Origin of the sequence: Paenibacillus sp. RC84, from assembly GCF_041260495.1 — a bacterium.
Taxonomy (GTDB): Bacteria; Bacillota; Bacilli; order Paenibacillales; family NBRC-103111; genus Paenibacillus_F.
On record NZ_JBGBYL010000005.1, the window covers coordinates 122,530 to 144,141 of the forward strand.

Sequence of the window (21,612 nt, forward strand, 5' to 3'; positions counted from 1 at the left end):
ACGATAATCATTTACGCGCATGTGTGAACATTTAAATAGTATAGGTACGCGCATTCCCGCTGTCAATCCTCATGTGTCATTCGGGCTGAAGCCAGGCGGAAGACCACTGTTCCACTCCGCGTATTATCGGCTCCAGGGCAAGTCCTTTCTCCGTGAGCGAGTACTCGATTCTTACCGGCGTCTCGGGATACACATTCCGCCGGATAACGCCTTCCTGCTCAAGCTCTTTCAATCTTTCGGACAAGATTTTCCCGCTTAAAGGCAGATTCGATTCTATCGTACAAAAACGCTGCGGTCCCGATAAAAGCTGATACACGATGAGGCCGATCCAGCGTTTGCTGATGAGCTGCATTCCTTTTTCAAAGCGGGGACATAAGTTAGATTCTTTCATCAGACATCCCTCCTTCCCCCAGTATACGCTCATTTAGCTAATAAAAATATAGTAACGGTAAATAAATAAATTGCTTGACATTATAAAGTTACAATCATACACTAGGTTACGAAAAGTAACTTAATAAACTTTAAAGGAGGCTCGCACCATGATTCCTTCGTTGTTTTTAGCCCACGGTTCACCTGCGCTGGCTATTCAAGATACGGAATATACGGCTTTTTTACGGAAACTGGGACAGCAGTGGAAACCGAAAGCGATTGTTATTTTTACGGCTCACTGGGAGAGCGAGGTTCTGACTTTGACTTCGACCGACGAGACGTACGAGACGATTTACGATTTTTACGGTTTTCCCGACGAACTCTATAGGATTGCCTATCCGGCCAAAGGGTCCGTGAAGCTGGCTTCGCGGCTGGAAGGGCTTTTCCGGGAACGGGGGATCGAAGTCGCTGCCGACTCCCGAAGGGGACTTGACCACGGTTCGTGGACGCTGCTCTACAAAATGTATCCCGAAGCGGACATCCCCGTGATCCAGCTCTCCGTCAATCCCTATCTACCGCCGGATAAACAGACCGCTATCGGTGAAGCTCTGCGCGGGCTGGGGGAAGAGGATATCCTGGTCATCGGCAGCGGAGTAACGGTCCACAATCTGCGGATGGTCAACTGGGGACAGGAGGAACCGGAACCGTGGGCCGTCGAATTCGACGACTGGCTTATCCGGCACACGCTGGAGCGGGATACGGACACCCTGTTCCGCTACGAAACGCTGGCTCCCCACAGCCGTATGGCCGTGCCTAGAGCGGAGCATTTCGTCCCGTTGTTCCTTGCGCTCGGAAGCGGAAGCGTAGAACGGACGCCCCGGGTGATTTATCGCAGTTACGAATTCGGAACTTTGAGTTACTTGTGCCTGCAGTTTTGATTCTGGATTCCGGGCGGAGTCCATATGAATAAATCGAAAACCAATTAGAACCATTAATGGGAGGATGTTGATGATGAACGGAAAAACAGAAATCGGTCTGCTGATCGTCAGACTGGTATTAGGGGTAACGTTTCTGGTCCACGGGCTGGACAAATTTCAAAGCGGGCTGGGGAACATCGCCGGCTGGTTTGAGAGTATCGGCCTTCCCGGCTTTCTGGCGTATGTAACGGCTATTATCGAAACCGTAGGGGGTGCCGCAATCATTCTCGGCCTCGGAACCCGGATCGCTGCCGCGCTGTTCGGCGTGCTGATGATCGGAGCGATGTTCAGCGTCAAGTTTTCCGCCGGGTTTACCGGCAACGGCCAATCCGCGGGCTTCGAGCTGGATCTGGCTCTTCTCGCTCTCTCCGTGCTGCTCGTATTGAGCGGCAGCCGCTATCTGGCGGTAGACAGTCTGCTTCCGGGCTCCCGGCAGACGGAGAGCTGATGCGAAGCGGCGGCGAACCGTTACCGCCGCGAAGCTGAGCGCAGCTCGAACCGGGCCGGCCAGAGGCTGGCTGCAAAAACGAATCCAGGCCAACGGACCGGTCCGGACTAAAGCGGGCTTTGCGAGCTTTCCAAGCCCCGATCCGAATCCACTCAGCATCCATGCGATGCTGAGTTTTTTTTTGCGTGCGGAAGCGGTCCTTACCGGGGAACGATCGGGTACAAGTATCCCTTGGAAGCAAAAGAGACGCGCCCCGTTTCCTCCGAAACGACGAGGACAATGGCGTCGCTCAGCTCCGTGATGCCGATGGCCGCCCGGTGCCGCGTGCCGAGTTTAGGCTCCGCCTGGACGATATGGGAGAGGGGAAGGATGTTTTTGGCGGAGACGATCTCGTTGAACTTGATCAAGACGGCCCCGTCGTGAAGCGGCGTTCCGGGGTAAAACAGCGATTCCAGCAGGGACTGCGTAACCGACGCCCCGATGGCGACTCCCGGCTGGATCAGCCCGTCAAGCGAGTCGTTGCGCTGAACGACGATCAAGGCGCCGTGACGCCGCTTGGACAAGTTTTGTACACTGACGGACAGTTCCGTATATTTATCGGTAAAAGGGGAGAGGTAGCAGTTCAAGTAAAAGGTAGACGCCCGGGACTCGATATTCAGGAAATTTTCTTTGATGCCTTCAATTTCGCTCAGCATGCAGTGATTTTCTTCGTCCAAAGTTTGAATGCTGCGATGAAGACGGAGAATCAGCTTTTCCAGATCGTCTTTCAAATTCTGTTTCATCGGTGAAAAATCGCAATCGGCATAAGGGATCGCCAAAGGGTACACATCCTTTTCGCACAACGATAGTTGGTTTCATTGTTTGCAGACTTGCGCAATAATACACGGAAGCCCGCAGCTAAGTCCTGCCACCCGCATTCCCGTAAACGGGAATGACGCAAAAAAAGCTCTGCCGGCCCGAGCCGGCAAAGCTTTTATGATCACGGTCAGAAGCCTTGATATTGCGGTTCTTCGTTTTCCAGCTGCTGAACGCGGCCTTGTACCTGGGTGACGACATCCTGGGTGGTTTTGGCGGCATTTTCGAACAGCGTTTTCGCGTCCTGGTTTTGTGTGCTCAGGGCAAACGCCTCCAGACTCGCTTGGGCGCTTTTCAGGGAAGCCAGACAAGTTTTTACTTGGGAGCCGACTGTCATCGTATACACCTCCTTTTCCGTGAAATCCTTTGATGGACAAAAAGTAATCTAACCGGACAGCCCCGGTTTCATTCACACGCAGGTATGGAAATCGACCGGCCGAGATGGCCCGGAGGAAGAATAAAACGCCCCGGAAAAGGACAACTTTTTTAGGAACCGGAAAAGATAAAACTTAAGGAGATACGACAGAAGGAGGGACCGGATTATGCCGGATTGGATCGTGGTTGTTTTACGGACCTTGATGGTCATCGTGATCGTACTGGCCGCAGCCAAGCTGCTCGGAAAGAGGCAGAACAGCCGGTTGTCGTTCTTTGAAGTGACAACGGGGGTCGCCGCAGCCGTCCTGGCCGTCTATATAACGCTGAGCCGCACCGCCGATTGGTATTTGGGAATTATAGCTCTGTTCGTGTGGATTCTGGCCGCCGTCGGAATCGGGTTTCTCCAGATGAAAAGCAAAGCGGCCCGGGATTTCATCGATAACCGGGAAACGATTCTCATCAAAAAAGGAAAGATTATGGAAGAAAACCTGAAGAAGGAACGGCTGACGACGGACGATCTGCTGCAAAGCCTGCGCAGGAAAAACGTGTTCCAGGCGGCCGACGTCGAATTTGCGGTGATGGAAGCGAGCGGGGAAATCAACGTGCTTCTGAAAAAGGAAAACCAGCCTCTGACCCCGAAGCACCTCGGCATTAAAGTCGGCCCGGCGGAAGAGCCGCAGGCCGTGATCATGGACGGCAAGGCGCTCGACGAGCCTCTGGCCGCAATCGGTCTCAACCGGGGCTGGCTCCAGACGCAGCTGGAAACGATGGACGCGACCATCGACAACGTTTTTCTGGGACAGGTGGACTCCTACGGGGAGCTTTACGTCGATTTGTTCGACGACAAGCTGCAGGTTCCCCAGCCTCAGAAAAAAGCGGTCTTGCTCGCCCTGCTCAAGAAATGCGAGGCGGACATCGAGATGTTCGGCCTTTCCACGAACGATCCGGAAGCCAAACGGATGTTTGAGGAATGCTCCAGGTCCATGGAGGAGATGATTTCCGAAATCAAGCCGCTTTTGTCCCGCTAGCAAGGGAGGAACGAAGGCGAGAATTGTCCGGGCACCCGCGGGGGTTGAGCTTCCCTGTACGGGTGTTTTTTTATTTTGGGAAACAAGTTTGATTTTTACGGCAGGAAGCGTGTACATTTAGAGGAGGAATACGCAGCACTTACATAACGGTTTGTTTCACGCATTTATAAGGAGGAGGAATGTGTAATGTCCGGTCAAGGAGAACGTTTGCTGGTCTTTGTCGGTTCTTATGCGGAACCGGAAGGCCCGGGTGTGTATGTGATGGAATTAAATGAAGAAACGGGCGCGCTTACGAAGCTGGATGAGGTATCCGGTCTTAAAAACCCCACGTTTCTGAACCTGGATGTCCAGGGACGCAAGCTTTACGCCATTTCCGAGGGAACGACAAGCGAGGGCGCCCGGACCGGGTCCGCTTACGCGTATACCGTTGATCCCGGGCAGGGGAGCTTGACCGAAATGAACCATGCTGTCACCGTGGACGCGCCGACCTGCCATATCCAAAGGGATGCGAGCGGACGCTACCTCGTCGTGGCGAGCTATCACGGCGGCCTTGTCGGGCTCGTCGAGCTGCGAGCGGACGGCACGATCGGCAGACTGCTCGACGTGAAGCAGCATGAAGGCCACGGGCCGAATCCCGAGCGCCAGGAGCAGCCTCATCCGCACTCGGCTTTCTTCAGCCGGGACAACCGGTTCGTGTTCGTGCCGGATCTGGGGCTGGACCGCATCGTATCCTACGCCCTGGATACGGAGAACAACGTGCTGAAGCCGCATGGCGAAACCACCGTGCCTCCGGAAGCGGGCCCGCGCCATATGGCGTTCCATCCCGGCGGCAAGCTGGCGTTCGTCATCAACGAGATGGACTCCACGATAACGTCTCTTCGCTACGACGAAGAGACGGGGGTACTTGAGCCGATCGAAACGGTAACGACGCTGCCCGAAGGGTTCACGGGCGAGAGCTACTGCGCCGAGATCCTGGTGTCGGAAGACGGCGCATACGTGTACGGCTCCAACCGCGGCCACGACAGCATCGTCGTCTTCGCGGCGGATCAGGCAAGCGGGAAGCTCACGCTTGTGGAACATGTGTCCGCGGAAGGCAAGCATCCGCGCAACTTCGCCTTGACGCCGGGCGGCGCATTCCTGATCGCGGCAAACCGCGACACGGACAACATCACGACGTTCCGTGTGGACCGCTCCAGCGGCAGGCTGCAGTATACCGGGCAGTCGGCTGCGGTGTCGAAGCCGGTCTGCGTGCGGCCGGCTTATCTGTAAGAGGCGCCGTTACCGGCCCGGGAAGAAAAGGAGAAGCGGAACGTCTGCATGCGGACGTTCCGCTTTTTTTGCGGGATTCCCGGAGGGGTGTTGACAGCTTGTAACTTTATAAGTTACAGTAAACGTTGTTCTTTTTACGGGAGCTTTCGTTTATAGTAGGAATCGGACAAAGCAATCAAAATTTACAAGATAGGGTTGAATCGGATGAGTAACAACAGTCTCGCCGCAGCGGAAGGAGCAGGCCGTTCGCGGAAACTTACGCTTGCCGTCATTCTCGGTTCTCTGTCGGCTTTCGGACCGCTGTCGCTGGATATGTATCTGCCGGCGCTTCCCAGGCTGGCGGACGATCTGCATACGACGGCTTCGCTGGCTCAGCTGAGCCTAACCTCTTGTCTGCTCGGCCTCGCCATCGGGCAGGTGTTTGCAGGCTCCATCAGCGATATCAAAGGCCGCCGGGGGCCGCTTATGATCGGCCTCGCGATTTATACGGCCGCATCTCTGCTCTGCGCTATCGTGCCTTCTATCTGGGGGCTTATCGTGCTCCGTTTCATACAGGGGATGGCCGGATCTGCGGGGATCGTGCTGTCACGAGCGGTTGTGCGGGATATGTACAGCGGACCGGAATTGACGCGGTTCTTCTCGCTCCTCATGCTCATCAACGGAGTGGCGCCGATCCTTGCGCCCATTGCGGGCGGGCAGCTGCTCCAGTTCACCTCCTGGCAGGGCGTGTTTATCGTGCTGGCTCTGATCGGCGTGGTCATGCTGCTCGCATCCTGGAAGGGCCTTCCCGAAACGTTGCCCCCGGGCAGACGGACGAAGGGCGGCGTCAAGCAGACGGTCGCCACGTTCAAAACGCTGCTGCGCGACCGGATTTTCATGGGCTACGCGCTGTCGCAGGGCCTGGTGGCCGCGGCCATGTTCGCTTATATTTCGGGATCGCCGTTCGTGATCCAGAATATATTCGGCGCTTCGCCCCAGATGTTCAGCCTGTTCTTTGCCATCAACGGCTTGGGCATTATTCTGGCGGGTCAGATTGCCGGACGCCTGGCCGGAAGGGTGAGCGAGACGAAGCTGCTGATCAGCGGCCTGATCATTGCCGGTCTCGGAGGCGTCACGCTCCTTGCGATGATTCTTGCCGGAGCCGGCCTTACGGCCATTCTGATCCCATTGTTCTTTGTGGTGTCGAGCGTCGGGATCGTGAACACGGCGGGATTTTCCCTGGCGATGCAAAACTACGGGCATTCCGCAGGCAGCGCTTCGGCTCTGCTCGGCCTGCTGTCGTTTATTTTCGGCGGGCTTGTCGCCCCGCTGGTGGGGATCGCGGGGAGCGGCACGGCCGTTCCGATGGGAATCGTTATCGCGGCGGCGGACGTTGGCGCCATCCTCTGTTATTATTTCATGGTCAAGCGTCATGCCGCACGCGGTGGACAGCGGGCCGAATCGGCGGCGGACATACACTGACGATATACAAACGGTTGAATACTCCTTGCTTCAAACAGCTGAAGCGGGAGATTCGGCCTTTTTTTTGTGCCCAAATCAAACCTTTTTGCCACCCGCTAAAAAAAAGATGCTTTTTTATTCGAAATAGGTTACACTATAAAAGTAGGTAACTTACAAAAAAGAGGTGGCTAAGAAATCATGGATTTCACTACTGCTGTAAAAAACAGACGCTCGATCTACGCGATTAGCAAAGACGCCGTCGTCTCGGACGAAAAAATCGTAGAACTGGTAAACGAAGCTGTTCAACATACGCCTTCTTCTTTTAACTCCCAAAGCGCGCGAGTGGTCGTTCTGCTGAACGAACAGCACGACAAGTTCTGGGATCTTACAACGGAGATTCTGCGCGGCATCGTCGGTGACGGCGAGAAGTTCGAAGCAACCGCCCAGAAAATGACTCTCTTCAAAAACGGCTACGGAACGGTGCTGTTCTTCGAAGATCAAGCGGTCGTGGAAGGGCTGCAGGAGCAATTCGCGGCCTATGCCGACAACTTCCCGATCTGGTCCCACCATTCTTCCGGCATGCTTCAATTCGTCGTATGGACGAGTCTGGAAGCCGAAGGTTTCGGAGCTACCCTGCAGCACTACAACCCGCTCGTCGACGAAGCGGTGCGCACCGAATGGAACGTGCCCGCCACTTGGAAACTCGTAGCTCAAATGCCTTTCGGCAAGCCTGCCGCAGAAGCCGGCGAAAAACAATTCCAGCCGCTTGAAGACCGCGTGAAAGTGTTTAAATAAGCCTTTAAGCTCGGCCTTAAAGACCTTCTCTTCCGGGAGAAGGTCTTTTTTGTCTGCCTGCCGGGTTCTATTGACTTCTTGGCGTATTTATCTCGCGTGTACAAGGGCATTTGAGCTATATTGGAAGCAGATGGGACATACACACTTACCGCCGGGGCAAAACCGGCATATTCTGTCCTATCCTACATGACGTTGAAGAGGTGAGGAGAATGGCTGTATCCCAGCATCCGATCATGGGCACTTCACTAGCTTCGCTTGATGTCATCACAGCATTCATTCGCAAGGTCAATCCGTCCTTCAACCCGGAAATAGCCAGGCAATTTCTAACCGTGGGAGCCATATACGGCGTCCGCGGCGATGCCGCCGTCGCCCAGTCCATTCACGAGACGAACTGGTTCAGGTTCGGGGGAGACGTCAAACCCGAGCAGAACAACTTTGCCGGTATCGGAGCGACGGGGGGAGTTCCCGGCAACAGCTTCCCGACGATCAAGGACGGCGTAACGGCGCAGATTCAGCATCTTTTCGCCTATGCGTCCAAAAACTCGCTTCCGGCAGGAGAAGCGGTCGTCGATCCCCGGTTCACGCTCGTCACGCGCGGCATCGCGCCGAACTGGGAGGATCTAGCGGGCCGCTGGGCCGTTCCCGGCTATGACCGGAACAAATACGCCAGTCTGCAGGCCGCCTTGGAAGCGGGGGAAACCTACGGGCACTCCATCCTGAAGCTGTACGACGGCATGACGGCGGCGGCTCAGGTTCCGGTGCCGACCGTTAAACCGCTTATCGTGATCGACGCCGGTCACGGCGGCACGGATTCCGGCGCTGCGGGCAGCGGCCTGCTGGAGAAGAACTTGACGCTTACGCTGGCGCTCCAGGTCCGGGACCGGCTCGTTAACGAGTATGCGGCCAATGTCAAACTGACACGGAGCACCGACGTTTTCGTCGCCCTGTCCGATCGCGCAAACTTGGCAAACGGCTGGGGAGCGGCTTATTTCGTCTCCATCCATATCAACGCCGGCGGCGGGGAAGGATTCGAATCGTATGTTTATCCGGGCACTTCTAGCGGAGTGACGGGACAGAAGCGCACAATTGTGCACGATACGGTTGTGAATTATTTAAACACGCTGGGAGCCGCCGACCGGGGCAAGAAGGAAGCGGATTTCGCGGTATTGCGGGAAACCGATATGTCTGCGGTGCTGCTTGAAAATCTGTTCATTGATAACGCTACCGACGGCAGTCTGCTTGGAAATTCCGGTGTGCTTACAAATCTGGCGAACGCCATAGGAGACGGGGTGGCCAAAGCGATGGGACTGAATCCGGGATTTCAGCCTGAAATACCGGTTTGGAAAACGGAAGGCGTGGATTGGCTTTACGAGAAAGGACTTCTGACCGATCCGGCGTGGAAAGACAAACTTGACGAACCGCTTCCTTTGTGGGCGGAGGCCCTTGTTCTGAAGCGTCTGTACGATCTTCTCAGCGGAGACGGGACGCAATAACGCAGTGTGAATAGAGGCGGCGAACAGGCCGGTCCGGTAAAAGGGCACGGCTTTTTTTATTGTGCGGAAGCGGCAAAGGGACCTCTCCGGCCCGGGCCATCTGTCGGCAATTAAGTGGAAGGTTCCCGGACGGCCTGCCGCTTTTTGAAGCGGGACCGGAGAGCGTCGACCAGCAAATATACGACGGGAATCAGCTCCGCCAGCAGCATCATGGGCACCTCGGCCGTACCGGCGAACCGGTCCAGGGTCTCGGAGGAATTCACCATCCAGAGGCAGAGGAAAACGATCGTAACGCCGAATGGCAGGGTGAGCGGCCGGGTATCTTTCATTTTCAGGGTCTGGGTGACGGCGATCACCGAGATATACAGGAAGAGGCTGATTTTGACGAGCAGCGTAAACAACCACATGAGGATGAGGATCGGGTCCATGTTCTGGATAAAATTGCCGAGCTGAATGTACCGCGTCATTTCCAGATTGGCGTAGGTCAAATTGGCTGCCAGGGAAGGCCCGAAAAGGAGCACCATCGGAATCAGATTCCCCAATGTCAGCACTGCGGCGGTGACTATAGCCCATACCAGCGCCTTCATCGTAGGGCCTGTTTCCTTAAACTTGGGGAAAAACAGCGCGATAAACGTCATTTCTCCGAAAAGTCCCGTAATCATAGCCGTTGCGCTAAAAATGCCGCGTCCGTCAAAGTTGGTGACCAGGGAAACGACCGAATAGGGGACGATATCCTGGCAGGAAGCAACGGCCACAAGCACGACCAGTGCCAGCGTCACGAAAAAAACACCTTGGGTCGAGCGGAAAATGTTCGATACACCCGAGTGGACAAGCCTCGTTGTGCATAGGCCGAGCAGCCCGGCCACGGCCCAGAGGGGAGTGCCCGGGAGGTAAATTTCGACGATAAAATCGGTCAATTGCCTCAGCACAAGCGCGGCCGTGAACAAATAAACGAACGCCATAAACAGGACCAACAAATAATGCAGAGGCCGTCCGATAATTTCCCGGCCATATTCCGCCATATAGCGTCCGGGTCTGCGGCAGCCTAATTTGTAAGCCAGGTAAGTGAGAACTCCTCCCAGGAGACTGCCGGCAATAACGGGAATCCAGACCGAGTATCCCGCATTCTGGATAAGAGGCGCCGCGAGAAAGCTGACCAGCGTAGAGAGAAGGTACTGGGTGAACAGCATATAAGTCTGCAAAGGCGTTATTTTGTCCATGATAGCCTCCTTCAGCGGGTTTAAGACGTCACATGCAAGGAACCGAATATGATTTCAAGCCATTCGACCAACGTTTCTCCGTTCTTCGAATGATGGAGAAGCAGCACGCAGGCGCAAAGGACGCCGGTTACGCTTAAAGAAACGGAGAAGGTCCGTTTCTTTTTTCCGCAGCGCACCAGGTATCTCCATTGAATGATCATGACAATCGCGTACGTCACCAGGACCGTAATCATTTCGAAACCTCCTTGTCTTTTTGCGGATCTCCGGTGAACGTTTTCTTGACTACTCCGATCCGCCGGATGATGGCGTCGGACGTGCACTGGATCTTGACTTTTTTGCTGAATAGTTCATTCCAATCTTTACTGATCCGGTTCCATTCCTTCGGGTATCTCCATTCCAGGTAGCGGTTCAGCTGAAACGCGTCGGTTCCCATCTGCCGGGTCAGCTGGATCGAGTGCTCGACATCCTCCTTGATTTTGTTTTCCACACTTTTCTCCATTTCTTTGAGCTGCTTGTGATCCTTTAAATTAATGTTGGAGTAAGAAGCGACTATATCCAGATCCGTTTTGACATGAATGTTGTAAGTAAGGGCATCTCCCGTCAGCTCGGGCCGGATTCGGGTCGAATTCCGTTCGACGAGCAGGCTGACGACTTTGCCGTCCGTCGGGGAAGGCACCGTAATCTCCCGTGTTTCGGGCTTGCCCTGTATCCACAAAGCTCCTGCGGCGTTTTTGCCCGGCAGTGAGCCGACCATCTTGTCCCCTTTGAATACAGCCGCTCCGTCGGGACCCATCCAATATTCCTCTTTGGATTCGTTCATAATGCCCATTTTACCGAAAACCAGGCGGGTTGCCAGAAAATCTCCCCCCATGTAATGGGCTTTCAAGATATCTTTGAAATTGATGGTCGTCGCTATTTTACGTCTGCCGTAGGCATAGAAAATGTCGGATGGGAAACGTTCCATGGTCAGAGGGAGCTGGATCACTTTATCGACGCTGCCGTGCGTCACGAACAAGTTCGCATTGATGTGCACTCTCGGTTCCCGGGCTATCAGATCCAGCAGCGATCCGATACCTTCCTCGGCGTACCGGTTTCCGATAATGACGACGCGAGTCTGTCCGAATGTAATTTTCCGCGAGAGATCGTTCTGGATTTTACGGAAGGCGTCGCTCAGGTTCGAATCGATCTTGGAAAAGTACGTAAACGGCTCACGCCCCGATTGGGAAGAACCGCCCACTTCACCGGGAATCAACCGGTTCGCCAAGGGCATGCCCAGCACAAGCTCGTATCCGTCATCGGTTTTGTCGACCATCACCATCCTCACGAATGCCCGGTCGTTCAACTCAACCGAGGACCAGCATCCCGCAAGGAGAAGGAGGGAGAGAAGGATTCCCGCTAATCTTGCCGTCATTCGCATGCTCTTCAATCTCCTTCCTCGGCGGGATTTGCCCACTTGCGGCCGTTCGGCTTTTGCCTGTGAAGATTGCGGGAGGACGTAAACTTGGGCCGCGTGATCATGGTCCACCACGGAGCTCTCACGAAGATGTCTTTCATATCCTTCGGAACCATCGGCACGACCGGAGACAGGTAGGGGATGCCGAACGACTTCAGCTCCGTGAGATGGATATAGATGAGGATCATGGCGCAGGCAATGCCCACCAGCCCGAATCCGCCCGCCAGGATCATGATGGGGAAGCGCAGCAGCCGGAACGAGAGCCCGAGATCGTAGTGCGGGATAATAAAAGAGGCGATGCCCGTCAGCGAGACGATAATGACCATCGCCGCCGAGGCGATGCCCGCCTGCACGGCTGCCGTCCCGATAATGAGCGCGCCGATGATGGAGACGGCCTGCCCGACCGATTTCGGGATACGCGTGGCCGCTTCCCTAAGAGCTTCGAAGAAAACTTCCATGATCAGCGCCTCGACAAACGCCGAGAAAGGGACGACCTCTCTGGATGAAGCGATCGTAATCAGCATTCTTTCCGGGATCGTTTCCGGATGAAACGTCGTAACGGCGATATAAAAGGACGGCAGCAGCAAAGAAACGAACAGGAACACGTACCGGATCCAGCGGATCCACGATCCCGCCCAGAACCGCTGGTAATAATCTTCGGGGGACTGCATCATCATGAACAAGGTTGTGGGCGCCATAATGACAATGGGCGTACCTTCCACAATAACGGCGATTCTGCCTTCGAGAAGGGCGGCGGCGACGACATCGGGGCGCTCGGTATATTGCAGCTGCGGAAAAGGAGAGTACGGATTGTCTTCGATAAATTCCTCCAGATAGCTGGAGCCCATAACCGAATCGATCTCGATATCGGCCAGCCGCCGGGCTGCTTCATCGACCAGCGCCGGACTGCAGACGTCTTCCATATAGACCGTAATGACCCGTGTGCGGGTCTTCGTGCCGATGATTTGTTCCACGCATTTGAAATTGTGCGTTCGGAGCCGCTTTCGGAGCATGGACAAGTTGTCCTGAATGCTCTCGACAAACGCCTCCCGAGGTCCGCGGATAACGGTTTCACTGTTCGGTTCGTCGATTTGCCTTTTGATGTAGGAGCTCAGCCCGAACGACATCATGCGGGACTCCTGATCGAGCAGAAGCACAGCGCTGCCTTCCAAAATATCCTGAAGCGCATCGGTCATCGTCAGGAGTGTTTTCTGCCGGTCGGCAGGAAGCATTTTGCGGTCGAAGAGGTTCCCTGCGAGAGTTTCTTCTCCTTGTACGAACCGGTCGCCCAGAATCACTTTCAGTACACTCTGCTGCAGATCATTCCGGTCCACGGCCCCTTCGATGTAGACAAGGAGGCAGGGCGTATTTTTCCCTGCCGTAAAGGTGTGATAAACGACATCGGAACAATGGGCAAGCAGCGTTTTCAGCCAGCCCGTTCTTTCCGCCAGCGAAGCGCCGCCCGGTTCTTCTGCGGCGCCGGCTGCTTTTGCGGAACCGGCATTCGAAGTACCCGGAGACGGCTGCTCCCGCGGCTGCCGTTTGGGAGGACGGTTTGCAATTTTGGGAAAACCGCGAAGAAAGAATGCCATGGCGTATCCTCTGCCTTTACTCGTGAAGTCTTCTTAGTTTGTCTTCAAGCGTTTTCTTTATTCTGGATGCGAAGGAATGAGAAGGAACAGGGAGCAGCCAGGGAGGGGGATCGGATAAAGGGGAAGTCCGCTGGTTATTGCGACCAGACAGCCATCAGAAGGCGGTTTACAACCGCTGAGGTCAGGAAGAGGACACCAAGGCGCGTATGACCCGCCGCAAACAGAGAGGCCGTTCCCATACCGAAGATAGCCGCTTCCATAAGCAGATGCCACGGCTGAGGAAGGGAATAACTCGCTTTAGGAGACATGAACAGCCCCCAAACGACAGCGGTCAGCAATGGTGCCCCGGCACCCAGCAGCGTCTTCATCATCCAGCCGTCTCCTTTCGTCATTCCCCAATAGCCGACCGCGACGAGAAGACAACATTCCAGAATAAAACGAATTCCGAGGTTAACCGCTAAAACAGCAGCCATACAGACACTCCTTTCACAAAACTAATCTTGTTAGTTTTATAACAACTAATGACGTTAGTTTTGTAAACAGAAAGGAATTTACTTCGTCGGAACTCCACCTTTTTATTGCACTCTGTGATCGGAACTGATAAAATTTTCCGACTGTCTTAAAAAAATCGGAAATAACCGCCTAAAGTGGGGAGAACAGGAGAACGGAATGAAATTATTACTGATCGGACCCGGCGGTTCGGGAAAATCCACTTTCGCCCGGGAACTCGGCGAGAAACTGGAGCTGCCTCTTTATCATCTGGACGCGTACTATTGGAAACCCGGATGGGTGCCGACCCCGAATGAAGAATGGGACGAATTCATCGGCAAGCTGATCCGGGAGCCCGCTTGGATTATGGACGGAAATTACGGAAGGACGCTGGATAGGCGTCTGAAGGCTGCGGATGTCGTCATTTTTTTCGATCTGCCTTCCTGGCTGGTCGTCTACCGGGTGTTTAAACGCCGGATTATGTACCGTAACCGGACGCGGCCGGATCTTAACGAAGGCTGTCCGGAACAGCTTGATTGGGATTTCGTCAAATGGGTGTGGAACTTCCGGAGGCACAAAAGACCGCAGCTCCTGGAACAGCTGGAAAACTGCGGAGACCATGTCCGTGTCTTCATCGTGAAGAACGGAAAGGACAAGCAAAACATTCTGGAAGAGCTGCTTTCCTTTCGTTCTTTGGTCTGACTCCCACTATTCTTTCGCAGGGAGTTTCGGAGTTCTACGGCTGTTTTCGTGCAGATTTTGTTTGAGATTTTTCTGTTTGAGGTACTTATGGTATATCTACCGAAGGAAGGTGAGTCCCATGTCGGAACCGAAAAAACCGAGCCATGAATTGGAACGCCAGACTCAGCAAAAGGGCAACCGCGACCATCCGGAGCAGTATCCGACCGAGAATGAAAGCTTGTTCGATCTTCACGAAAGCGAAAAAAACGTCGATCCGATTCCGATGGAAGATTTAAATATGGAGCAGAAGGAAGAAAAGGACAAAAGCGCCACGAAGTCCGATTCTTCCAGCCCGGATAAGTATCATTCGGGCTTCTAAAGACGGATTCCGGATTATTCCGGCAATCCGGACCTTACAAGAAAGCCGGTGTCCGCTTAACGAAGCGGACACCGGCTTTTTCGGCGCCTGAGACCGGTTGAGGTGAGAACCTGAGGGAATGTGCGGGAAATCCAATGAATCATCTCGTCACGGGCGTTCCGGATTCTGCCGAAGTCCCCGCCCTTACCCGGCCGCTTCGCACCGCGCCCAGTTCCCTGGCGCATGGGTTAGGCGCAGGCATGAAGGTGGTCAACCGCATCGGCCGGGGGCGCTGCCGGCCAATCAAGCGGGTGTTACGCCAGCCGGTTTTGCCTCGCGCAGCCGTTTTGGCGCACAGGGTCTGTCAGCTCCGGTCCATGAGCTGCATCAGTTTCATTTCCGTCGACGATTCCTGCGCGGGAGTATAAATGCTGCAGCGCAAATCCGTGCTCCCGTGCACCTGCAGGGACGTCAGGTCGAACAGCATTTTCCCCGCTTTGGCATGCCGGAACTCGATCAGAACTTCCGGTGCGGAACTCACCTTGCTTTGTTCCCACAGCCGGTTGAATTCGGGATAGGTGAGCTTCATTTCGGCCAGAAACCCGTTGTACCACTCGTCTTCGAAATACTGGCCGTAATAGGCGCGGAAAATAGCCAGAAAGCCGCTGACGAAATCTTCCCAGTTTACCGCAAGACGGCGGAATTCCTTACGCGCAAACAGGAGGGAGATCATGTTGCGCTGTTCGGGCGGAATCTTCTCGAAATCGAGGAAAACGCGCGTGGCCGCCTCGTTCCAGCCGACAATCGTACACCTGCGGTCGGAGATGATGGTCGGGCAGTTTTTCAGCTCCTGCAAAATTTTTTGCAGGGAGGGGGAGATTTGCGGCAGCTCCTCCTGGAGCAGGCGAATGCCCGAGCTGGCTTCCAGAGCCAGTGAAGTGAGGTACTTCCGTTCATCTACCGTCAGCTGCAGCGCGGAAGCGATACTTTCCAGCACGGAGGCCGACACTTTAATATCCCGCCCCTGCTCCAGCCACGTATACCAGGTCGTGCTGACCCCCGCGAGCTGGGCCACTTCTTCTCTGCGAAGTCCCGGAGTTCTTCGCCTGGTTCCGGCGGGGAGCCCCATGTTTTGCGGGAGCAGCTTGGCCCGCTGGCTTTTCAGAAAAGCCGACAGAGCCTCCAGCCTTTCTTCCTTGTTCATTCGCTCATCTCCTCGAATCCTTATCGTAGTAGTAATTATACTAGAATAAACTACAACTTGTAATAGGATACATCCGGTGACAAGATGAGGATATGGACAGCTTATATAGAGGAGGATATACGATGAAACGAGTCGTGATAACAGGGATGGGCATCATTTCGCCGCTGGGCAACGGGGTGGCCCCGTTTTGGGAACGTCTGGTGCAGGGGCAGTCGGGGATCTCCCGGATCGATACCTTCGATACGACCCGCTACAAATCGAAAATTGCCGGACTTGTGCGAGATTTTGACGGAGAAGCGATATTCGGACGCAAGGAAGCGAGAAAAATGGACCGCTTCAGCCAGTTCGCTTTGGCGGCCGCCGATCAGGCACTGCTGGATGCGGAGCTGAATCTGGACATGGCGGACCGGGAGCGCGTCGGGGTGTACGTGGGCTCCGGCATCGGCGGAATCGGCACCCTGCTGGAGCAGAACCGGGTGCTGCTGGAGCGCGGGCCGGAGAGGGTCAGCCCCACGCTTGTACCGATGATGATCTCGAACATGGCAGCGGCCATGATCTCGATCCGGCATCAGGCGCTCGGGCCGACGATGTCGCCGGTTACGGCCTGCTCCATCGGCAACTCCGCCATCGGCGAAGCGTTCCGCACGATCCGCACAGGCGATGCGGATGTCATTATCGCCGGAGGCTCGGAAGCGGCCGTCAGCGAAATTTCGCTGTCTAGCTTCGGCAACGCCACGGCGCTCTCCACGCGCAACGAGGAGCCCGCGAAAGCGAGCCGCCCGTTCGATGCGGGAAGAGACGGCTTTGTGATGGCCGAAGGGGCCGGCATCCTGATTCTGGAGTCGCTGAGCCATGCCCGGCGCCGGAATGCCCGCATCTACGCCGAAGTGACCGGATACGGCGCAAGCTCGGACGCCTACCACATGGTGGCGACTCATCCCGAGGGGAGAGGGGCGCAGCAGGCCATGAAATCGGCCCTGGCGAGCGCGGGAATTACTCCTGGCGAGGTGGATGTCATCAGCGCGCACGCGACGAGTACGGGGGTAGGGGACAAGTCCGAGACGAGCGCGATCAAAAATCTCTTCGGAGAAGACGCTTACCGCATACCCGTCACGGCCAACAAATCGATGACCGGCCACATGCTCGGAGCCGCGGGCGGGGCGGAAGCGATCGCGCTCGTCAAAACTTTGCAGGAAGGCATCATTCCTCCGACGATTAATCTGGAGCAAAGGGACCCGGACTGCGATCTGGATTATGTTCCCGGCACGGCGAGAAAAACGGAGCTCGAAATCGGTCTTTCGAACTCGTTCGGATTCGGCGGGCACAATGCGGTCATCGTGCTGCGCAAATACAGGGAGTAGCCGGACCGGCCATGGTCGTGTGCTGCCTGTGGAGTTAGTTCAGAACAACCCGCAGCTTCCGAGGATTTCTTCGGTACCCAGCAGAGTCGCTTCACCGATGGTCACATCGTTCGCTCCGAGAAAAGCCTGAACGGCGGCATAGCCGACCGAATACCCCGCAAAAGGGGACACGCCCGCAGGAGCATACCCCTGCTCTCTGGCGTACAAGTCTCCGAACATGTAGCTGCTGACTTCGGCAAACCCTTTGAGGGCCAGGGCGTCTTTGAACACATGAAGCGAGTATTCGAAGTCGTCCGGCTCCATAGAGGTGACCCAGGGGCCAAGCAGCTCGTCGCCGAACAGCTCGCGGGCAAACGACTCGGCAAGACCTTCGATGACGAGATAATCGCCCAGCGTCACATTTCCGTGATCCCAGCCGAAATAGGAAAACCGCAGATTATGATGGAATTCGTGGGCAATGACGGCGGGAAGCCGGGGTAAATTCCATTCGGTCGGATGAAGCATGACCTGGATGTATCCGGGAATGCCTCCGAATCCGCATGTTCCTCCTTGTAGCTCAAGCTTGAGGGGATCGGCGAGATACAGGCCGAACCGGAGCTCGTCCGCGCGGACCCGCAGCTCCGCCTGCTTGGCAAAGCTCATGCAGCGCCGCAGGGCGGACAAGGCTGTCTCCTCCGCTTTCGCCTGCCGGAGTTTCTCCAGCGCCGCCAGGCCGGTCTCCGTCTCTTGGACAGAGAGATAGCCGAGCATCCCCGAAGCGGTCAGGACGTCATAGCCTCCGGGCTGCCCTGCTTTAAGCGGAACCCCGATGAGGTTCCACATCGATTCGAAAGGTTTCATCATCGTATAACGGAAATAATTTTCCCGTTTGCCCTCAGGCAGGTCATACAGGCAGGCATAGTGGTTCAATGTCGGTTCTATGGCAAGTTTCATAAGGGATAGCCACCTCCTGCCGCCAGTCTAAACGATCACGTAACGTGAGGGTCAAGGGGGAGACGGAAAGAGATCCGGCGTTTAGAGACAGCTCCTGCGAGCTGTCTTTTATTTGTCATATAAAAAGATAAAATCTTACATAGTCTTACATAAAAGGAAAAGGAATAAGATGGAAGTCTGTCGAATACATGGCTAAGGAACAACAGACGTGAGGGTTGGAGGGGATTATGCGGGAGAAGAGCAAGACCCGAAACGAAGATTTCAAAAGCAGCTTACCGGACGCACAGGCTCCGTCAAACGATCCGGCACCCTCCGGCAAACGCGCTTTCAACGGCTTTGCGGTTAGATCGGCGGCTCTTGTTCTGCTGGCTGTCCTCTGCTTACTGGCGTATATCCGGACCGGTACGCCGGACCAGGATCCATACCTCATTACGGACTACAGCCGTCTGCATCCGGTTAAAGTGGAACGTGTCGTGGAGGGCCGTGAGGAGGAGCAGCTCGTCGAGCTGCTGGAGGAAGCGAGGGCGAAGAAGCTGAGCGTATCGGTAGCGGGGCAGCGGCACAGCCAGGGCGGCCATACGTATTACAAGGATGGGATCGTCTTGGATATGACGCCGTACAATCGCGTCCTTTCCTTCGATCCCGTGGCCCGCACAATCCGCGTCCAGGCCGGGGCGACCTGGAAAGACGTACAGGATTTCGTCCATCCATACGGACTGGCCGTCAAAACGATGCAGTCCCAAAACCTGTTTACCGTCGGCGGCTCCGTTTCCATCAATGCCCACGGCCGGGATATCCGCAACGGCTCTATGATCAGCAGCGTCGAGTCGTTCCGGCTCCTGACCGCGGACGGCGTCGTCAAAGAGGTCAGCCGGACGGCAAACGCGGATTTGTTTCCCTACGCGCTCGGCGGGTACGGCCTGTTCGGCGTGATCCTGGATGTCACGCTGACTCTTGCGGAAGATGAGGTTTACCGGATGACCACGGAAGCAACCCGGGTGGATGAGTTCGGCACCTATTTCGAGGAAAGGGTAAAAGGCAGCCCGGACGTCCGTATGAGCATCGCGCGGATTTCGGTAGCTCCGGACCATTTTCTGACGGATATGTATGCCACCCTGTACACGGCCGATCCGTCGCTGAAGCTGTCCGAATACAACCGGCTTCATACGCGCGAGTACGTGGTTTTGCCGAGCAAGGTGCTGTTTCACTTGAACCGCAGCTCGGATTGGGGCAAAAATTTGTTCTGGTCGCTGCAAAAGAATTATTTTTCCTACCGTCAGGACGAGATTGTCTCCAGAAACAACGCGATGCGTTCGGAGTCCGCTTTCATGGAATACCGGGAGGCGGGGAAGAATGACCTGCTTCAGGAATATTTTATTCCGGTGGACGAATTTGCCGGTTTTGTGGACCGTCTGCGCAGCGTGCTGCTCGAAGAAGACCTGAATTTGCTGAACATTACAGTCCGGTATGTGAACCGCGATGAAGAAGCCGTGTTGTCCTACGCACAGGACGATATGCTGGCTCTGGTGTGCCTGTTTAACACTTCGCTTTCGGAAGAAGCTCAGACGCGTTTAAAAGCGGGTATCCGGCGAATTATCGACGAGGTAATCCGGAGCGGAGGGACCTACTATTTGCCTTATGCCGCTTATCCGAGCGTTGAACAGTTCCGCACGGTTTATCCGCGGTACGAGCAATTTTTCCGTAAAAAAGACGAGGTGGACCCCGGTCATCTGTTTATGAACGAATTTTATGAGACCTACAAAGGGGATAAATAGATGAATATCCAGTGGCTTATCCGCTTCCAAAGCGTTATCACGCTGGCATCCGGCATGATTTATCCGTATTACCTGCTTTTTCTGAAAAATCTGGGAAACAGTTATTCCAAGTACGGGCTTGCATTCGCGGTTTTTACCGTCAGCTCCGCGGCGGTATCCCGCTATTTGGGGCCGCGGTTGGATCGTTTCGGAAGAGAGATTCTGGCCCTTAGCTCGCTGGGGATGATGGCGTCCATGCTGGCTTTTCCCTGGGTCGGTTCTTACGCGTGGGTGCTCGTGCTTCAGGCGGGGATGGGCATATGCGGCGCCATGCAGAGAATGAGCGAGAGGCTGCTGCTGGCCGATTATACGGACCGCGGAGCAAGAGGGCCCGCTCTGGGGAACTATCAGTTCTGGACGTCGGTCTCTTCCGGATTCGCGGTTCTGGCCGGAGGTTATCTTATCGATTGGCTCACGATCGACGTGTTGTTTTATTTAAGCGCACTCTTGTATGCGGCAAGCGCCTGGATGGTCTGGCGGCTTCGCGGCGGAACGTCCCGTAAAAAGGCGGCGAGATAAATAGTTGTAACAGCTAACGATAAACCATATACTGGAAGAGGTTGATTTTTCTTCGGGAGCGAGTCTTATGAAGTTGGATTGAATTTATTGGTGTAGATCGTGGGAATCATCCGGGAAAGACGCACAGACAGGCATCTGCGCTCACTATAATAAGGAGAAGAAAATGAAGAAATATATTCAGCATCAAGCACCGGTACTGCCCGTTAAAAATGTACTGAAGGCGCTTGAATTTTACCGCGACGTGCTAAAGTTTGACCTGGCTTGGGTTCTGGAAGATACATACGGATCGGTCTACAATGGGAATATCGAGGTTCATTTTACGAAATCGGACAAGGTCGAAGTTCAGACGCTTTATTTTTTTGTCCGAAACGCGGATCAAGTCTATCAATTTTTGAAAACGCAGAAGGTGGATTTCATAGAGGAGATCCAGTCCAAGTCTTGGGGAATGAGAGAGTTCGTGATCCGCGATTTGGACGGGCATCGGCTCCGTATCGGGCACGGGGAGCGCAACAAACACGAGATTGAAGTGCTTTCGAGAGAAATCGGCTGAAAGCCGATAGACCGCAAGGCCGGAAGACGCAAGCGGAAAGATTCAAGACCGATTTAATGAAATGAGGTTGAACAAAAAATGATGGACACGATCGGGTTCGTTTCCTGGGCCAGCATCGTTTACTTGCTTGTTATCTTCGGATTCATCGCTATTTTTATTACCAGCTTATCGATGTTTATCCGGACTAGAGTCAACCGCAGACTGTTCACACTGACCAAGCTGCAAAGAATCGAGGAGAAACTGGACCGTTTGCTGGACATGCAGCCGCAGAACGTGCAGAAGAATCAGGATCGGGAGCGTTTAGTTAACGAGCCTGAGGATGAGCGGCGTTACTGAATCGGATCTCGAATCATAAGGCCGTCTTCTCCTTGCGGGAAGGCGGTTTTTTT

Annotated in this window: 24 protein-coding genes; 14 read left to right on the top strand and 10 right to left on the bottom strand. The window is 54.9% G+C overall.

Annotated features, from left to right (window positions below; translation table 11 throughout):
• Positions 1-76: 76 nt before the first annotated feature.
• The gene (locus tag ABH899_RS13135; protein ID WP_369996727.1) at positions 77-391 is read right to left on the bottom strand and encodes a winged helix-turn-helix transcriptional regulator; all 315 of its coding nucleotides are present in this window, start codon (positions 389-391) and stop codon (positions 77-79) included.
• 148 nt (positions 392-539) lie between these two features.
• On the opposite strand from ABH899_RS13135, the gene ABH899_RS13140 reads away from it, so the two are divergent.
• Together ABH899_RS13140 and ABH899_RS13145 are read left to right on the top strand one after the other, a co-directional pair.
• Positions 540-1,307 carry a DODA-type extradiol aromatic ring-opening family dioxygenase gene (locus tag ABH899_RS13140; protein WP_369996729.1) on the top strand — a complete coding sequence of 256 codons (768 nt, stop codon included), beginning with the start codon at positions 540-542 and terminating at the stop codon, positions 1,305-1,307.
• Between the two features lie 73 nt (positions 1,308-1,380).
• Entirely contained in the window at positions 1,381-1,794 is a 414-nt protein-coding gene (locus tag ABH899_RS13145) for a DoxX family protein (protein ID WP_369996731.1), read from the top strand.
• Positions 1,795-1,994: 200 nt separating this feature from the next.
• Here the strand turns inward: ABH899_RS13145 and cdaS are convergent, their stop codons facing one another.
• Both cdaS and ABH899_RS13155 read right to left on the bottom strand, forming a co-directional pair.
• Positions 1,995-2,612, bottom strand: a complete 618-nt coding sequence (gene cdaS, locus ABH899_RS13150; RefSeq protein ID WP_218228614.1) for a sporulation-specific diadenylate cyclase CdaS — start codon at positions 2,610-2,612, stop codon at positions 1,995-1,997.
• 167 nt (positions 2,613-2,779) lie between these two features.
• Positions 2,780-2,986 carry a DUF1657 domain-containing protein gene (locus ABH899_RS13155; RefSeq protein WP_317952350.1) on the bottom strand — a complete coding sequence of 69 codons (207 nt, stop codon included), beginning with the start codon at positions 2,984-2,986 and terminating at the stop codon, positions 2,780-2,782.
• A gap of 205 nt (positions 2,987-3,191) precedes the next feature.
• On the opposite strand from ABH899_RS13155, the gene ABH899_RS13160 reads away from it, so the two are divergent.
• The 5 genes from ABH899_RS13160 to ABH899_RS13180 all read left to right on the top strand — a co-directional run bounded on the left by ABH899_RS13160 (position 3,192) and on the right by ABH899_RS13180 (position 9,049).
• Positions 3,192-4,052 (top strand): DUF421 domain-containing protein, encoded by an 861-nt coding sequence (locus tag ABH899_RS13160; RefSeq protein WP_009672915.1) that lies wholly within the window; start codon positions 3,192-3,194, stop codon positions 4,050-4,052.
• A gap of 186 nt (positions 4,053-4,238) precedes the next feature.
• Positions 4,239-5,321, top strand: a complete 1,083-nt coding sequence (locus ABH899_RS13165; protein ID WP_369996736.1) for a lactonase family protein — start codon at positions 4,239-4,241, stop codon at positions 5,319-5,321.
• Between the two features lie 204 nt (positions 5,322-5,525).
• The gene (locus tag ABH899_RS13170) at positions 5,526-6,782 is read left to right on the top strand and encodes a multidrug effflux MFS transporter (RefSeq protein WP_369996738.1); all 1,257 of its coding nucleotides are present in this window, start codon (positions 5,526-5,528) and stop codon (positions 6,780-6,782) included.
• 177 nt (positions 6,783-6,959) lie between these two features.
• Complete coding sequence (locus ABH899_RS13175; protein ID WP_369996740.1) at positions 6,960-7,556, top strand: nitroreductase family protein; 597 nt, start codon at positions 6,960-6,962, stop codon at positions 7,554-7,556.
• 209 nt (positions 7,557-7,765) lie between these two features.
• Positions 7,766-9,049, top strand: coding sequence for an N-acetylmuramoyl-L-alanine amidase (locus ABH899_RS13180; protein ID WP_369996743.1), 1,284 nt, complete (start codon positions 7,766-7,768; stop codon positions 9,047-9,049).
• A 110-nt stretch (positions 9,050-9,159) separates the two neighbouring features.
• Here the strand turns inward: ABH899_RS13180 and ABH899_RS13185 are convergent, their stop codons facing one another.
• From ABH899_RS13185 to ABH899_RS13205, 5 genes are all read right to left on the bottom strand, one after another.
• Complete coding sequence (locus ABH899_RS13185) at positions 9,160-10,269, bottom strand: GerAB/ArcD/ProY family transporter (RefSeq protein WP_369996744.1); 1,110 nt, start codon at positions 10,267-10,269, stop codon at positions 9,160-9,162.
• Between the two features lie 20 nt (positions 10,270-10,289).
• Entirely contained in the window at positions 10,290-10,502 is a 213-nt protein-coding gene (locus tag ABH899_RS13190) for a hypothetical protein (RefSeq protein ID WP_369996747.1), read from the bottom strand.
• A complete protein-coding gene (locus ABH899_RS13195) occupies positions 10,499-11,686 on the bottom strand; it encodes a Ger(x)C family spore germination protein (protein WP_369996749.1) in 1,188 nt (395 codons plus the stop codon). Before ABH899_RS13195 ends, ABH899_RS13190 begins: the two co-directional genes overlap by 4 nt.
• Before the next feature lie 5 nt (positions 11,687-11,691).
• Positions 11,692-13,314, bottom strand: a complete 1,623-nt coding sequence (locus tag ABH899_RS13200; protein WP_369996752.1) for a spore germination protein — start codon at positions 13,312-13,314, stop codon at positions 11,692-11,694.
• Positions 13,315-13,448: 134 nt separating this feature from the next.
• Complete coding sequence (locus ABH899_RS13205) at positions 13,449-13,787, bottom strand: YrdB family protein (protein WP_369996755.1); 339 nt, start codon at positions 13,785-13,787, stop codon at positions 13,449-13,451.
• 196 nt (positions 13,788-13,983) lie between these two features.
• Here ABH899_RS13205 and ABH899_RS13210 point away from each other — a divergent pair, with 196 nt between their 5' ends.
• Positions 13,984-14,505 (top strand): DNA topology modulation protein, encoded by a 522-nt coding sequence (locus ABH899_RS13210; protein ID WP_369996758.1) that lies wholly within the window; start codon positions 13,984-13,986, stop codon positions 14,503-14,505.
• 118 nt (positions 14,506-14,623) lie between these two features.
• Positions 14,624-14,863 carry a hypothetical protein gene (locus ABH899_RS13215; protein WP_369996760.1) on the top strand — a complete coding sequence of 80 codons (240 nt, stop codon included), beginning with the start codon at positions 14,624-14,626 and terminating at the stop codon, positions 14,861-14,863.
• Between the two features lie 343 nt (positions 14,864-15,206).
• Here ABH899_RS13215 and ABH899_RS13220 read toward each other — a convergent pair whose 3' ends face one another.
• A complete protein-coding gene (locus tag ABH899_RS13220; protein WP_369996762.1) occupies positions 15,207-16,046 on the bottom strand; it encodes a helix-turn-helix transcriptional regulator in 840 nt (279 codons plus the stop codon).
• A 122-nt stretch (positions 16,047-16,168) separates the two neighbouring features.
• Here ABH899_RS13220 and fabF point away from each other — a divergent pair, with 122 nt between their 5' ends.
• Positions 16,169-17,407 carry a beta-ketoacyl-ACP synthase II gene (gene fabF, locus ABH899_RS13225; protein WP_369996765.1) on the top strand — a complete coding sequence of 413 codons (1,239 nt, stop codon included), beginning with the start codon at positions 16,169-16,171 and terminating at the stop codon, positions 17,405-17,407.
• Positions 17,408-17,446: 39 nt separating this feature from the next.
• On the opposite strand, the gene ABH899_RS13230 is transcribed toward fabF, so the two are convergent.
• On the bottom strand, positions 17,447-18,340 hold the full coding sequence (locus ABH899_RS13230; RefSeq protein WP_369996768.1) for a DUF2268 domain-containing putative Zn-dependent protease: 894 nt from the start codon (positions 18,338-18,340) through the stop codon (positions 17,447-17,449).
• A gap of 227 nt (positions 18,341-18,567) precedes the next feature.
• Between ABH899_RS13230 and ABH899_RS13235 the strand changes: the two genes are divergently transcribed.
• From ABH899_RS13235 to ABH899_RS13250, 4 genes are all read left to right on the top strand, one after another.
• Complete coding sequence (locus ABH899_RS13235) at positions 18,568-20,115, top strand: FAD-binding oxidoreductase (protein ID WP_369996771.1); 1,548 nt, start codon at positions 18,568-18,570, stop codon at positions 20,113-20,115.
• The gene (locus ABH899_RS13240; protein WP_369996773.1) at positions 20,116-20,673 is read left to right on the top strand and encodes an MFS transporter; all 558 of its coding nucleotides are present in this window, start codon (positions 20,116-20,118) and stop codon (positions 20,671-20,673) included.
• 163 nt (positions 20,674-20,836) lie between these two features.
• Entirely contained in the window at positions 20,837-21,223 is a 387-nt protein-coding gene (locus tag ABH899_RS13245) for a VOC family protein (protein WP_369996776.1), read from the top strand.
• 78 nt (positions 21,224-21,301) lie between these two features.
• Complete coding sequence (locus tag ABH899_RS13250; protein ID WP_009672822.1) at positions 21,302-21,559, top strand: DUF4083 family protein; 258 nt, start codon at positions 21,302-21,304, stop codon at positions 21,557-21,559.
• The last annotated feature ends 53 nt before the right edge of the window (positions 21,560-21,612 follow it).